The sequence below is a fragment of the Pedobacter immunditicola genome (assembly GCF_037482985.1).
In the GTDB taxonomy this organism is placed as follows: Bacteria; Bacteroidota; Bacteroidia; order Sphingobacteriales; family Sphingobacteriaceae; genus Pedobacter; species Pedobacter immunditicola.
Window position 1 is genome coordinate 522,838 of sequence record NZ_JBBHKC010000001.1, and the last position, 15,575, is coordinate 538,412.

A 15,575-nucleotide genomic window follows, 5' to 3' on the forward strand; every position below is an offset into this window, starting at 1 on the left:
TATGAATTTACTGAAAAATACACAGGTTTCTTTATACACTTTATAACTTATACCTATAATTTATTGTGGTATACAAAGGGATCTGCCAGATAACTAAGGAGTTGGTTAGATAAGTTTCCGAAATTAAATTGTTAGTGCGATTGCACACAATTAGTTTTTAGATTTATTATATATTTATTCAAGAAAAACTTTCATATAAAAATATAATCATATGATAGAGAGAAACCTTATTTTGAAGCATGTTAATATAGTGTTCCAGGACGTATTTGCTGATGAAGGCATCATTCTTAGTGATGAAACCACTGCGAATGAGGTGGAAGATTGGAATTCTTTAAATCATATTCAGCTGGTGGTGGCTATCGAGAAGTTGTTTAAAATCAGGTTTACGGCTAAAGAGATCCAGGGATGGAAGAATGTAGGAGAAATGGTTACCTGTATCCAGGGTAAAAAATCAAGATCTGCGATTTTTGATTAAACGACTTTTATGAGGATTCTTAGATTTTAACTTTCGCCTTATTTCTATAGTAAACTACTGCTTTGCCTAGGTAATAACCGATAACTAATATGAGATAAGAGAATTTGGAAACCTCCGCCAGGACACCAAAAAAATTGAGTATAACAAAAATCAGGCAACTGATCAAGATGAACAAAGCGTCAATATAATTTGGGTTTTTCATATCCTAAGTTTCCTATCCTAATTTGGTTGCTGTAAGATACTATTCTTATAGTTAATTATCCAAATTATGCTTTACCTTTGCGTCTATGCTTCGAAGACTTACAGCCCTTATGTTGGTATGTACAATCTTATCTGCTAATTTCAGCAGGTTCTTCGTTTATGCAGGATTCGAGTTCAACAGGAATTACATTGCTACAGTGCTTTGTGTAAACCGCGATAAGCCGGTGATGCAATGTGCAGGTAAATGTTATTTATCAAAAAAACTTAAGCAAGAAGCTGAAAAGGAAAAAAAGCAGGAAAGGCTAGCCAAGAAAACACAGCTGCAGGAAGCTTTTCTGACTGAGCGTACGGTGCTCCATTTCCCGCCGGTAATCGTCCAGCAAAAATTGTCCGTTGAACTTCCTTTTGCCCTTCCCAAGCATGCAGCAACCATCTTTCACCCACCCCAGGGATAAATATTCTATTCATGAATTTTATTGATTGATACCCCCTCGTTGTTTCTAATTAAGAATCAACAGACAGGGTAATAAGTTTTAGGGGCAGTTAATTCCTTGAATGGCTGCCTGCATCTACTAATTTCATAATGAGATACAAATACTTCGTATTAACGACAGTCTTTGCTTTGCTTTTTTTTCATGGTAAAGCACAGACTCCGCTCCTTAGGGGCCATATATATGACTCTCAAACCCGACAGCCCCTGGCAGAGGTTTTGATTAAAACGCTGGCTGACCTATTGCTGGCAAAATCTGATGCAAAAGGTTATTTCCAAATCCCCCATCCGCTGGCAGATCAACAAATAAAAGCGTTGATGCCAGGTTTTAAAACGCAGATCGTTACGCTTGATCCGGCGGTAACGGTGCTCAATATTCAGCTGGATGCAGATGGCCTGAGCCTGAATGAGGTTCGGGTAGCAGGATACAACGGCAATAAAACAAATAAGGAAACAGCCGGTGGGATTGCCCTGATTACTTCGAGAGATATTTCCAGAGGCACGGGCATTTCCCTGCAACCCGCATTGAATGCCATTCCGGGGGTAAGAATGGACCAGAGTACGCTTTCTGAAGCGCGGATATCCATTAGGGGTAACGGGGTGCGGGCCTCCTTCGGCATCCGGAACGTAAAGGTGTATGTCAATGAAATTCCGGTAACCGAGGCCGATGGGACCACGCGTATTGAAGCCCTCGATATCAACAGCATCGGTCGCGCGGAGGTGATCAAAGGTCCTGCGTCCAGCATTTATGGTGCAGGAACAGGAGGTGTCATTAATTTCCAGTTACAACGCTCGCCATACCAGGAACAGAGCATGGAAGTAGCCGCATTGGCGGGTGCTTATGGCTTACATCGTTTGGCGGCTACCTACCGCAATGGTGGTGATCAACTGAACAGCTATGTTTCCTATGGATGGCAGGAGTATGCAGGTTACCGGCAGCATAGCAGCGATATGCGCAGGTTTATGACCGGTAACTTTCAACTTTTCCCGAGCAATAAGCGCATCATCACGCTATTATTGAACCGCACCACTCAACATTCACAGATACCTGGATCGCTGACACAGGCCCAGGTAGATGCTGATCCCTTACAAGCCAATGCGACAAATTTGGACAAGGCTGCAGCGAGGTACCAGAACTGGACCCGCATTGGTTTAGGTCAGCAATATTTGTTCAATGACCAGTTTTCTAACCATACCAGTGTTTTCACCTATTTCTACGACCTTGATCATCCGCTGCCTTATGCTTACCTGCGCAATACCTATCAAAGTTATGGTGGAAGGACACGTTTTTCTTTCGACCCCGGCTTTAACGTGTTGCCAACACGTTTTATGGCGGGTGCCGAATTTAACCAAGGGCTAACCAAAGGTACGCAGTATGTGAATAACCAGGGGGTAGAAGGCGCAATCAACGCTAATATCGACTATCAGAATACACAATATTCCTTATTTTATCAATCAGAAACTGCGCTAGGCAAGCATACGTTGCTCACCCTGGGTATCAGTTATAACAATTTAAAATACGACGTTCATGATTACCTGAAACCGAATCAAAGCGGAATCAAAAAGTTCGATCCACAGGCTTCTCCCCGGATTGCCTTAAGTCATACTTTTGGTGAAGCGTTGAGCCTGCATGCCAGTGTGAGTTCGGGTTTTTCACCTCCCTCCAGCTCGGAAATTAAAAATGTAGATGGCTCTATCAATCCTGTTTTGCAGGCTGAAAAGGCATGGAATTATGAAATTAATGCGAAAGGAAACTTGTTTAAATCTCGCCTTGCTTATGATGTGGCGGTGTTTAAAATGGATATGGAAGGAGAATTAATTGCCCAGTCCATCCAGCAAGGGATCACGATCTATAACAACGCGGGTAGAACCAGTCACAATGGCCTTGAAATGGCTTTGTCTTATCACTTCGTCAAGTCCGACGACGGGAAGCCGGTGACATTGCTGCGTCCTTTTGCCACCTTGACTTATTCAGATTTCTCTTTTAAGGATTATAAGGTGATGAATGCCCAAAACGAGGTGACTGCCAATTATGATGGTCATGCGCTCACTGGAATAGCGCCATGGGTCTGGACAGCAGGAATTGATCTGGAGATGAGAAACGGCCTTTATTTTTATGGAAGCTATTTCTATAGCGATGACTTGCCAATGAATGATGCCAATTCGGCTTATCATCCTTCCTACGAGGTATTGAATGCCAAGATCGGTTATAAAAGAAAGATAGCTAAACAAATCGAAATTAACCTGTATGGTGGTATGGATAACCTATTGAATCAAAGCTATAGTTCTATTGTATCGTTAAATGCAGCGGGTTTTGGTGGCAATGCGCCAGCTTATTTTAATCCATCGCCAAAAAGAAATGGTTATGGCGGACTCAGTCTGAAATACTTGTTCTAAAATTTAATTAATTCTAAAAACGAAACCATCAGGAGTTGGGAGCTCACAAACAGTAATGAACAAGCTTTTGATGAGCTCCCTAACGAATGAAAATCATATTAACTCATGAAACACAGCTTTCTCCTCTTATACCTGTTTTTGACCTTGTTAATGGTTCAGTCATGTAAAGAAAAACAACATGAAATTGTGGCGCAGCCCCTAAGCCTGACCCCTCAAGAAACATCCGGTGTTTATTTTACACAGGATCATCACCGTAATGCCGTATTGTGCTGGACAGAGAAGGATCAGATCGATTCCCTTTACAGGTTGAAATATGCCATTTTTGATGTCGCGGCTGATTCTTTTGCTGCCGCTGTTACTGTACCCGGTTCGGCAGGGATGACTGCCGTAGCAGAAAGTGCCGGTAAAGTGGCTTTTAAAAGTGATGGAACTGTAATGGCCCTGTTTGGGAAACGCTTTTTGCAGGAAAAGAATCCTTATGCAGGGGCCATATATTATACGTTTTCCAGTGATGGCGGGAAGAACTGGACAGGTAATCAGTTTCTTCACAGCGATACTGCCCATCGTTACGGACGCAGTTTTTTCGACCTCAGCACATTGAAAGACGGTGAAATAGCCGCGGTATGGTTAGATGGCCGCTTTGGTAAAACGCAGAAAGGATCAGCGCTTTATTTAGCCCGTACGGAAAAAGGCAATGGTTTTACCGGGGAGCGTTGCCTGGAAAAAGGCACTTGTGAATGCTGCAGAACAAATCTGCTGCAGGATGCTCATGGAAATATCCACATTGCCTACCGGAGTATTATGTTCCCTTCAACCCTTGCAGGGAAACAAGTTCGCGATATGGCTTATATCTACTCGAATGATAACGGAGCAAGCTTTTCGTCACCTCAAACCCTGAGTGAAGACCACTGGCAAATTGAGGGTTGCCCGCATTCCGGTCCTTCGCTCGCTGTGACCGGGCAGACCGTGAATGGGGTATGGTTTACTGCTGGGGGAACGCCAGGGGTGTATTTTACCAAAGCGGCAATAGGATCGGACTTTGAAAAACGGACTTTACTCAGCAATACTGGCCGGCATCCGCAAATGTTGGCCTTGCCAGATGGTCGAATAGCTATTGTATTTGAGGAGAATGAGCATGGCCATGCAATGGCTGGAAGTCACCAACCTGCGGGGCTGTCGAAGATTGTACTGACTATATTGAAAGATGGTCGGGAACAAAAAAGAATCACCATCAGCGAGGGGCAGCATATCGATCATCATGCAGTGTTAAGCCTTGTTAAAGATGATATGATCATTGCATGGAGCAGGGAGGAGCATGGGAAGTCCAATATATTTTACACCAGACTGCGGGTGCCGGATTATAGATAGCTGGCAAACTTTTAAACAGGCTACATTGTTTATGTTAAAAACTTGAACCATGAGCCTGGAGAAATATGTTGCCAAGCGGGATTTCACAAAGACCGCGGAGCCTAAAGCTGGAAAAAGTAAAGACAAAGGTAAGCTGATGTTCGTGATACAGAAACACGATGCATCACGTCTTCATTATGATTTCCGGCTGGAAATGGAAGGTGTTTTGAAAAGCTGGGCAGTGCCAAAGGGACCATCACTGGATCCTAAAGTAAAACGGCTGGCCATGATGGTGGAAGACCATCCTTTTGACTACAGGAATTTTGAAGGAATTATCCCTAAAGGGGAATATGGTGGTGGTACGGTGATCGTCTGGGATGAAGGCACCTATGAGCCGATCGAAGAAATTAAGGGAAAGAAAGCACAGGAAAAGCATTTACTGGAGCAGCTAAAATCAGGTTCTTTAAAGATTAGATTATATGGCGAGAAGTTACAGGGTGAGTTTGCCCTGGTGAAAACACATGGCATGGGAGAGAATGGCTGGCTATTAATCAAGCATAAAGATGAATATGCTTCGGCAAAGGATATCACCAAAAAAGACAAATCTGTCCTTTCGGGTAAGACGATTGAAATGGTTGAAAAAACCAGCGAGAAGGTCTGGAAGGAGGGGGGAGAACAGACCATAAAAAAGACCAAAAAAGCGGCTCCTGTTAAAATTGCCGAACCGGCAGAAGAAGTCGAACAGGCAAAGGAACCTGAAAATGAGACGGCCGATGCGAAATCCTTATTGAAAAAAGCACCAAAATCAGCCTTTCCCAAAACTTTGAAACCCATGCTGGCCACCCTGGTTGATGCTCCTTTTGATGATCCTGACTGGCAATATGAGGTGAAATGGGATGGTTACCGTGCATTGGCCCTCCTCAATAAAGGAACTGTGGAACTGCTCTCCCGCAACAATAAGTCTTTCGATGAGAAATTCTACCCCATACACCAGGCAATGTCTGAGCTGAAAATGAATGCTGTTTTTGATGGTGAAATTTTAGTGCTTGATGAAAAAGGCAGGTCTAATTTTAGTGACCTTCAAAATTGGCGTAGTGAAGCAGACGGTGAACTGGTGTTTTATGTGTTTGACTTGCTGTGGTATGAGGGAAAGAACCTGATGGATTTATCGCTTAATGAAAGGCAGGCTATCCTGAAAGATATCCTGCCAACAGATGATGACCGCTTACGGCTAAGCAAAGTGTTCAAAGCCAATGGAATGGACTTCTTCCGTGCAGCAGAAAGAATGGGCCTTGAAGGGATCATAGCCAAGAAATGCAGCAGTACCTATTCGCCAAACAACCGTTCAAAAGAATGGTTGAAGATTAAAGTGAGTAAAAGACAGGAAGTAATCATCGGTGGTTTTACTAAAAATGAGGATACGGTGAAACAATTTAGTTCTCTGTTGTTAGGTGTGTATGATCAGGGTGCATTTACTTATGTGGGTAAAGTAGGAACAGGCTTTTCTGTTAAAGTACAGAAAGAGATGATGGCGCAATTTGAGCCTTTAATTACTGATAAAAGTCCTTTTGAAACGGAGCCTGATGTGAACAAAGCTTCCCGTTTCAGACCTAATCCGCCAAAGGCAAAAGCCACCTGGCTAAAGCCGGAGTTGGTTTGTGAGGTGGCATTCAGCGAAGTAACCAGCGATGGGGTATTCCGCCATCCTTCTTTCCAGGGAATGCGCGAGGATAAGAATGCGAAGGAAGTTACGCGGGAGACACCTGAACCTACTGCAGAAATAGTAGCGGAAGAACACCATGAAGAAGTCATTAAACCACCTAAAGCTGCCCAACGTAAAACGTTGCTGAATCCAAAAGATGAAACGCAGGTGCGCAAAGTGTGTGGCCATGAGCTGAAATTTACCAACCTTAGTAAGGTTTACTGGCCTGAAGATAAGGTGACTAAACGTGATATGTTTAATTTTTACTACCAGGTAGCAGATTTTATTTTGCCCTATCTCAAAGACAGGCCTATGTCTTTAAACCGCTTTCCGGGTGGTATCCATGGGTCAAGTTTTTACCAGAAGGATGTGAAGGATAAAGCGCCTGACTGGGCCAAAACTTTTCCTTATACCACCAGCGATGGTGAAGAAAAGGAATACCTGGTAGGTGATGATGAGGCGACTTTATTGTGGATGGCCTCGCTGGGCTGCATTGAAATGAACCCCTGGTTCAGCAGGGTGCAATCTCCTGATAACCCCGATTATTGTGTAATTGACCTGGATCCTGATAAAAACACTTTTGATCAGGTGATTGAAGCGGCACAGGAAGTGAAAAAGGTGCTGGATGCCATTGAAGTACCCTGTTACTGTAAAACTTCGGGATCTACGGGCATACACATTTACATTCCCCTTGCTGCAAAATACACTTACGACCAGTCGCAGCTGTTTGCAAGGATCATCGTAAATATCGTGCATAAAAACATTCCTGACTACACCAGCCTCGAAAGAATGATTGCCAACAGGAAGGGGAAAATGTACCTGGATTTTCTGCAAAACCGTCCTGGTGCCACCATTGCAGGCCCCTATTCTTTAAGGCCTAAAGTAGGCGCAACAGTTTCCATGCCCTTGCATTGGGAAGAGGTGAAGCCAGGTTTAAAGATGACAGATTTCACCATATTCAATGCGATGGACCGACTGAAGGTGGAGGGTGATCTTTTTAAGGGCGCTATAGGTCCGGGAATTGATTTGGAAGCGGCCATCAGTAAGGCCAAATCTATTTTTGGCTAGCTTTGAGAAATTAGTATTTTTATGGCTTTAAGGCTTTTGTAGGGGAATAGTGAAGTGGAAAGTACTGCCAAGACCGGGTGTACTTTCTACCCATAAATCACCACCATGTTTAAGGGCGAAGTCATGGCATAAATTAAAGCCTAAACCTGTACCTTTTTCTCCTGATGTACCATAGGTGGTGTAATTTTGGTTTCTATCGAACAGCTTGTTCATTTGTTCTTTTGACATGCCAACGCCATTGTCGGTTACAGAGAATTTAACCCCTTTTTCTTCATTTGAGGCTTTTATTAGCACACGACCGCCGTCTTTTGTAAATTTTATAGCATTGGTCAGCAGGTTCCTGATGATGGCATCCAGCATTCCCGCATCGGCATATAAGTTCAGTGCCTCGTCTATCTCCAGACTGACATCAATATTCTTTTTTTCTGCCAGGGGCTGGATGGTCAAAATCGCCTTTTGGACATGGCTAGCAACATCGGTAATGTCGACCGGATTCATGTTGATCGATTTAAACTGGATTTTTGCCCAGGCTAAAAGATCTTCAAGCAGGTTATTGGCATTTGACAGTTCAAGCTTCATTTGCAGAAGGTACATGTGCAGTTCTTCAGCAGTATTGGATTTAAAATCCATTAAGGTAAGGTTCAGCAGTTGCAGACTTCCCGAGATGGGATTTCTTAAATCATGGCCGATAATGGAAAGCAGTTCGTTTTTTAATTCATTGGAAACCGTTAATTCCAAGTTGAGTGCTTTTAAGGCGTCTTCCTGAAGTTTTCTGATGGTAATATCCCTCATGCTGCCCTCAATGCCTTTGAAAATCCCATCTTCCATCACTACCCGGGCATTTACAGAAACATAAACTACTTTCTCCTCTTTTGTTCTTAAGCGCACTTCAAAGTCGCTCACTACGCCATGTTCGTGTAATGAACTCAAAATCTTATCCCGGTCTTCCGGATACGCATAAAAGTCGCTCGCAGGCCTGTTGAGGAGCGAACTCCTGGAATAGCCGGAATATTTTTCTATTAAAGGACTGATTTCGGTGATCGAACCCTGTTCATCAAGTTGATAAAAAACTTCCTGAACATTTTCAAAGATGCTGCGGTATTTCTTCTCGCTGCGGATCAGTTTTTCCTGATCTTCCTTTCTTTGCGTAATATCTTCAATTTGAGAGATGAAATGCAGGGGATTGCCTTCACTATCATTGAGCATGGTAGCGGCAACAACTACCCATATTACAGAACCATTTTTATGGATATACCGCTTTTCTACTCTAATTTTGTCGACATTCCCTACAGCAAGTGCCTTCAGAGAGTTATTATTGTCGGCAATATCATCCGTGTGGGTAATCTCCTTTACATGACGCCCTATTAGTTCCTCTTCGGTATAGCCTAACATTTGAGTTAAACTTTGATTAATTCTTTTCCAGTGTCCTTCCGGGCTGATAATGGACATGCCAATCAGCGAGTGGTCAAAAGCCTGGTTAAACTGGGTTTCACTTTGAAAAAGGTGCTCTTTTAGTTGTTGGTCTTTACAACTACTGCTAATGTCTTCACAGTATAACAATAAGCCGCCAATACACCCGTCATCGGAAACCCAATTTCTGATTTCCCATTTTAGCCACAACACTAAACCGTCAGCTCTTGCATGTTTGCTTTTCTCAATGGTTTCATTTTTGCCCTTTAAACAATCTTCCAATAAAACCTTTTGGTGTGGTTGAAGATCAGGAAAAGCAGTTAAGTGCGAAAGACCTATAATTGCCTGATTTTTAAGCTGAAATAATGAAATCCATTGCTCTGATACAGCGATATAATTCATATTTGTATCAACAATTGCCAGAGGAATGGGAGTGACAGCAATTATATTATTTAAAGCAGTAGAGATATTCATTAAATACAGTTAAAAAATTGTTTTGTTTAATAACCAAAGATAAGAGAAATATAATAGCGTTTCAGGTTATTACAGGTCAGAATAACTGGTTGGCGTTAAAAATACGACATCCATTCTGGCCATGTTATTTTTATATTTTGGTAGTGCGGACATGCGTTTCCAGGCCGGGTCGCTGCCAAATGTTTTCCAATGGGCGTCTCTGGATGCCTTATCGCTATAACTAGTCATATACATCATATTGGGCATGCGACTGCCGGCCAACACTTCACCGAAAAATACTGGCTGACTACCAATCCGGAAGAAAATCTCCATCTCCTCATCATTAAACATGTTGATTTTGTTGAGGCTAATCTTTTCGGTAGCACTTTCGTAACTGCGGAGCTCATAAACACGTGTATTTTTTGGTGCATCAAAAACCGGCTTTTTCAGGACTGGCATAGCAGAGAAGGCTTGCATAATGATAGCTTCTTTGCGAACATAGGGAGCGTTGTCAAAACTGGCATTGATATACTCGGCACCCTTTGTGGCCAATTCTTTGTCTTTTTCCAGGCGTTGGTTCAGGTTTTGAAATCCTTGTAAAGACTGATGGGGAAGTAAAACGTAAACCCGTTTATCTACTGCGGTATCGATGTTGGTTGTTTTAAATACACCGACTGTTTTTATGCCAAGCCGGCGAACCGCAGGGATGTATGCATCAGCAAGGTATTTGTCAAGACGCTCTTCCTGGGCTTTATCTTTGATATGGTAAACTATCAACTGATAAAATTCCCGCGCAGGTGCATTGGCCTGCATGGCATTGGCGATAAAAGAGGTGAAGATGAGAATAAAGCCCACAAAGGCAATGGAAGTAATTTTAAGTTTCATTTTCTGTTTGTTGATTAGGAAATAAAAATAGTTATTTTAATAAGGAATCCCTTTACTTTTGAAAAGTAATATAAAAATATGCGCGTAAGGAAAAATGAACAATTAAGGAAAAGGATTTTCAGTATAGTATTCGGGTCAGACACCAAGGAGGGAAGGTTATTTGACCTTATTTTGCTTGTCACCATATTATTAAGTATCGCCTCCGTTTTTATAGAGAGCATCACAGCTTTACGAATCAAATACTTCCCCTATATATTGGTGGCGGAATGGATATTTACCATTCTATTTACCATAGAATATACACTCAGGGTTTACAGCAGTGAAAAGCCCATGCGCTATATATTAAGTTTTTATGGCTTAATAGACCTTATTGCTATTTTACCTACCTATATCGGCTTGTTATTTGGTGGTGCACATTACCTGGTGGTCGTTCGTGCTTTCCGTTTGTTGCGGGTGTTTCGTATTTTGAAATTGAGCCGCTATCTGTACGAAGGGAATATTCTCCGGAAAGCATTGCAATCAAGCATGTACAAAATCACGGTTTTCATTACCAGTGTAGTTGCCCTGGTAACAATAGTTGGCACCCTGATGTACATTATTGAAGGGGATAAAAGTGGCTTCACCAGCATACCGATTTCCATTTACTGGGCCATTGTGACCATCACTACTGTGGGTTATGGCGATATCTCCCCTCAAACTCCCTGGGGGCAATTCTTGGCGAGCATATTAATGGTAATTGGCTATGGCATTATTGCGGTACCTACTGGAATTGTGTCTGTCGAAATGGCCAGGGCTACAGATGAAGCGAGGAAAAAGTGCCCTTATTGCAAGGCTTCTGTTTATCCGGAGAGTGCCAGTTATTGTTCAAATTGTGGCAAGAATTTAACAAATGAGGCTGATACAGCTTAGGTTTTATTGTAATTAATATTTAAATTGGATCAGATAAATCCATTTATGAACGTCCGCTAAGAAAGCACACCATGTTTGATGAACTTGAAAAATATAACATGAAAGGCAATTTCTTTTTTCAGGCAACGGATAGTCTGGAGGAAGTCTGTACTGCACCTGCAGATCAATACGGCATTTTTTTAGCCTATGCCTTACAGAAGGGAAAGGTTGAGCTCATTTATATTGGTAAGACCGGCCTTGACGTGATGAAGAACAAGCAGCATGAAACCAAAATACAGGATGGTTTAAGGGAGAATTTATTGGACGGCTTACATTTCGATGAAACAAAACGTAAGCATTCATGGCCGGTACAGATGCTGATTGAAGACATCGAAGTATTACATATTCATTGGTATGTAACATGGGATGGCAAGAATAAAGACCGGCCAAGGACTGTAAAAATGAAATTGTTAAAAGTTTATAAAAATATTTTTGGTGTTTTTCCGAGGTGGAACCAGCACTCAGATTTATGCTGATCGGGTATATCTGACTAGTTATCAGATAGGTGAAAGTCAATGGCCGGTTGTCAACTAAACTTTAGCATTTCGGGAGGCTAAAATTATATCAAAATAATTTAAAAAGGATTTTGACTTTTAAAAACAATCTCTATATTTGCAGTCCTAAACAACAACAAAAAAAGCGGATGTGGCGTAATTGGTAGCCGCACCAGACTTAGGATCTGGCGCTTCACGGCGTGGGGGTTCGAGTCCCTTCATCCGCACAAGCATCAAAAGCAGCTCTTCAGAGCTGCTTTTTTTGTTTAACGTGAAACCCCGCAAGTCCGGGAGAATTTCGGAATCAAAGGATCAATGCCGAGTATTAGCAATCGCTACTTCATGATGATGATCGAAATAACTTCTATTTTTAGGGTGAAGTTTAAAGTAAGCCAAAAGCAAAATATCATATATTTTAATATTAAATTGCCTCTCGCTAATTTAGCTCTTCTTGACATTCATTAGATGTTATTACGCTCAACTATGAAAATTATTTATTGCTTTTTGCTCCTGTTGCTCTCTATTACCGGTTGTAAGGTGAGTGCTCCTTCTTCATCAACTCCACAGACTTCTTTCGCAGATGATGCTGTTAAGCAGATGATTGACAAACAGGCTATCTGGCTCCTGAGCCACCCAGAGTTACATGCTGCCTCTATTGGAGTATTCAATAACGGAAAAATTAACATGTACCATTACGGTGAACTGGATCCAGAAAAGGGCAACAAGCCCACAGACTCCACCATTTATGAGATAGCCTCCATTTCTAAAACGTTCACTGGCACCTTGGTAGCCAATGCCGTGCTGGAGGGAAGATTGAACTTGGAAGATGATATAAGAAAGTACTTAAAAGAAGAGTATCCAAATCTGGCATTTGAAGGCAAACCAATCCAAATCAAACACTTGCTTACTCATACCAGCGCCTTGCCCCGTGCATTACCTATAGACGATCATATCTGGGAAAACCCAGGAGACAGTTTGGCTTTTAAGTTGCATGACTTGGCCAAAGACTATTCCAAAGGGCAGTTTTTAAAAGATTTACACTTTGTTAAACTCAAGGAAGTGCCTGGTGGTGCTTATTCTTATTCCAATATTAGCCCCAATCTTTTGGCCCATATTCTGGAAAACATTTATGAGAAATCTTTTGATGAACTGTTAGAACAAACCATTTTCAAAAGGGCAGGGCTTAAGAACACAAAAATGCGTTTGAGGCAAGGGGAGCAGGATAGATTAGCCAACGGTTACAATGAGAAGGGTGTGCTTATGCCACATATGGAGAGTTCTCTTTGGGGGGCTGACGGGGGTTTGAAATCCACTTTGCCTGATTTGATGTTGTACATGGCATTCCAGTTAGACAAGAATAGTGCTTTGGCCCAGAAATCACAGGAAGCTGTGACAGCAACCTCGCAAGGATATTTCTGGACAGTGAAAGAAAACAATGGCTCTAAAACAGTTTCTGGCCACGGTGGTGCCTTTGGAACACAGACCTGGTTTTCTTTTTATCCGCAGCATAACAGAGGTATTGTAGTCGTTACTAATGAATCTGGCCCTAACACTGCTGGTATTATATCTGGCATGTTGCCTTGGAATTCTCTTTATATAGACCTGTTGCAACAATTAAATAAGGATGGCCGGGAGAAAGCAATTGCCTTTTACAAGGACATTAAAGCAATGAACGTTAAGGATTATCATTTTGAGACTGCAGAGAATCAGTTGAATGAGTTAGGCTATCATCTGCTGGGGGAAAAACGTATAGAAGATGCAATAGCCATCTTTAAATTGAATGCCCTAGAATTCGCGACCTCTGCTAATGCCTTTGATAGTTTAGGAGAGGCCTATTTGGTTAAGGGCAATAAAGAGTTAAGCTTAAAAAGTTACAAGCAAGCACTGGCGTTAGATGCCCGAAGTGAAAATGCTAAAAAGATGATCCGTAAACTAGAAGACACCACTCAGAAGTGATGCCTGCTTTTTCATGGCTATTCCTAAACGCTGCGCGGTTGATGTTTTAAAATGCATGAATATTTTTAAGATATTTGAGTTTTTATTTATCATTCTGATCCTTGATGAAGAATACGGATTGCTGAAAAAAATCTTCGGCGACCGCAACATTCAGTTTAAACTTCCCTGGTAATCGTTAGTGTATGATATCCTATTAAACAAAATATTGATACTATTAATAAAAACTTTGTGGCAAAACCAATAATTAATGATAGTTTTGCACCCTCAAATCCCTCTTTGAGGATGGAGAGGGGAATCCCTTCGCGAGATTTTTTGTTTATATAGAAATTAAATATTGATTCAGAAATATGAATATTACACAGGAAAAAATTAACGACTTAAACGCAGTTGTAAAGATTAAAATTACGCCTGAAGATTATACTGAAAAGGTTGATAAAGCCATTAAAGACCAGGCCAAAAAAGCTAATTTACCTGGTTTCCGTAAAGGAATGGTACCTGCAGCTCACATCAAAAGAATGCATGGTAAAAGTATCCTTGTTGAAGAAATAAATAATCTGTTAAGTGAATCCTTAAATAAATACCTTACCGATAACAAAGTTGAAATCCTTGGTCAACCGTTGCCTGCAATGGAAGACGGCAGAGATTTTAAATGGGATGGTACTGATGAGTTCGAATTTGATTATGAATTAGGCTTAGCACCGGCTATTGATGTAACCATTTCTGCGAAGGATACTTTCACACAATATGTGGTTAAAGCTGATGAAGAAACCCTGGCTTCAAGGATCAAAAACATTCGCCGTAGCTATGGCAAAATGACAAATCCTGAAGTTTCGGCAGAAGATGACGTGCTTTATGCCGATTTAGCACAACTTTCTTCGGATGGTTCAATTATTGAAGAAGGAATCACAGCTACTAATTCAATCCGTTTAGATGCAGTTCAGGATAAAGGAATTCTGAAATCTTTAATCGGTTTAAAAAAGGATGATGTAGTTGAATTAGATGTTCAAAAAGCATTTGGAAAAAATGAGGCGGTAATCGCCAAAATATTGAGCATTGATGAAGCGGATGTTAAAGATCTTGATTCTAAATTCCAAGTTACCATTAAAAACGTAAACAGGTTAGAAGAGTCAGATTTAAACCAGGAGTTCTTTGATAAAATATTTGGTGAAGGCGTGGTTACCGACGAGGCTGGATTTACTGCCAAAATTACCGAAGAAGTGGAAAGCATGTTCAAACAAGATGCAGATCGCAAATTGCAAAACGACATGTATACACAACTTGTTGAAGGCATAAATATTGAATTGCCTGACGAATTTTTGCGTAAATGGCTTAAAGCTACAAACGAAAAATTGACTGATGAGGAATTGGCTGAAGGATATGATGATTTCGCCAAGAACTTGAAATGGACTTTAATTGAGAACAAGTTAATTAAAGATAATAACATCGAGATTAAATATGAAGATGTTTTCCAGACTGCGAAACAACGTTTAGATGCCCAGTTCAGAATGTACAGCCCTAGCGCAATGCCTGAAGATCAGCTTGTGCAGTACACCACTACATTCCTGAAGGAAAAAGACAATGCAAACCGCATTTTTGAAGAAGTAAAAGCGATTAAAGTATTTGAATACATACAATCTGTTGCTACTTTAGATCAGAAAGAAATAGCTTATAATGAATTTGTAAAATTAGTGTAGTTTTTATATTACACTTTATGGTATAGATACAAGATAAGGCGGCTTTTTTAAAGCC

General features: G+C 41.3%; 11 protein-coding genes and 1 tRNA gene. 10 read left to right on the forward strand and 2 right to left on the reverse strand.

Annotated elements, in window-relative coordinates:
• Nucleotides 1-211 precede the first annotated feature (211 nt).
• From WG905_RS02155 to ligD, 5 genes are all read left to right on the forward strand, one after another.
• Nucleotides 212-475, forward strand: a complete 264-nt coding sequence (locus tag WG905_RS02155) for an acyl carrier protein (protein WP_339590047.1) — start codon at nucleotides 212-214, stop codon at nucleotides 473-475.
• Between the two features lie 287 nt (nucleotides 476-762).
• The gene (locus WG905_RS02160; protein ID WP_339590048.1) at nucleotides 763-1,131 is read left to right on the forward strand and encodes a hypothetical protein; all 369 of its coding nucleotides are present in this window, start codon (nucleotides 763-765) and stop codon (nucleotides 1,129-1,131) included.
• Nucleotides 1,132-1,259: 128 nt separating this feature from the next.
• Entirely contained in the window at nucleotides 1,260-3,563 is a 2,304-nt protein-coding gene (locus WG905_RS02165; protein ID WP_339590049.1) for a TonB-dependent receptor domain-containing protein, read from the forward strand.
• Nucleotides 3,564-3,668: 105 nt separating this feature from the next.
• On the forward strand, nucleotides 3,669-4,931 hold the full coding sequence (locus tag WG905_RS02170; protein WP_339590050.1) for a sialidase family protein: 1,263 nt from the start codon (nucleotides 3,669-3,671) through the stop codon (nucleotides 4,929-4,931).
• A gap of 49 nt (nucleotides 4,932-4,980) precedes the next feature.
• Nucleotides 4,981-7,680: a DNA ligase D gene (gene ligD / locus WG905_RS02175; RefSeq protein ID WP_339590051.1), complete on the forward strand. Its 2,700-nt coding sequence runs from the start codon at nucleotides 4,981-4,983 to the stop codon at nucleotides 7,678-7,680.
• 27 nt (nucleotides 7,681-7,707) lie between these two features.
• Here ligD and WG905_RS02180 read toward each other — a convergent pair whose 3' ends face one another.
• Entirely contained in the window at nucleotides 7,708-9,564 is a 1,857-nt protein-coding gene (locus tag WG905_RS02180; protein ID WP_339590052.1) for a PAS domain S-box protein, read from the reverse strand.
• Nucleotides 9,565-9,633: 69 nt separating this feature from the next.
• Nucleotides 9,634-10,428 carry an NIPSNAP family protein gene (locus WG905_RS02185; RefSeq protein ID WP_339590053.1) on the reverse strand — a complete coding sequence of 265 codons (795 nt, stop codon included), beginning with the start codon at nucleotides 10,426-10,428 and terminating at the stop codon, nucleotides 9,634-9,636.
• Between the two features lie 78 nt (nucleotides 10,429-10,506).
• On the opposite strand from WG905_RS02185, the gene WG905_RS02190 reads away from it, so the two are divergent.
• The 5 genes from WG905_RS02190 (at nucleotide 10,507) to tig (ending at nucleotide 15,520) form a co-directional block, all read left to right on the forward strand.
• Nucleotides 10,507-11,337, forward strand: a complete 831-nt coding sequence (locus WG905_RS02190) for an ion transporter (protein WP_339590054.1) — start codon at nucleotides 10,507-10,509, stop codon at nucleotides 11,335-11,337.
• 71 nt (nucleotides 11,338-11,408) lie between these two features.
• On the forward strand, nucleotides 11,409-11,852 hold the full coding sequence (locus WG905_RS02195) for a hypothetical protein (protein WP_339590055.1): 444 nt from the start codon (nucleotides 11,409-11,411) through the stop codon (nucleotides 11,850-11,852).
• Nucleotides 11,853-12,015: 163 nt separating this feature from the next.
• Nucleotides 12,016-12,097: transfer RNA gene (locus WG905_RS02200), tRNA-Leu, on the forward strand.
• 256 nt (nucleotides 12,098-12,353) lie between these two features.
• Nucleotides 12,354-13,826, forward strand: coding sequence for a serine hydrolase (locus WG905_RS02205; RefSeq protein ID WP_339590056.1), 1,473 nt, complete (start codon nucleotides 12,354-12,356; stop codon nucleotides 13,824-13,826).
• 347 nt (nucleotides 13,827-14,173) lie between these two features.
• Nucleotides 14,174-15,520: a trigger factor gene (tig, locus tag WG905_RS02210; protein WP_339590057.1), complete on the forward strand. Its 1,347-nt coding sequence runs from the start codon at nucleotides 14,174-14,176 to the stop codon at nucleotides 15,518-15,520.
• The last annotated feature ends 55 nt before the right edge of the window (nucleotides 15,521-15,575 follow it).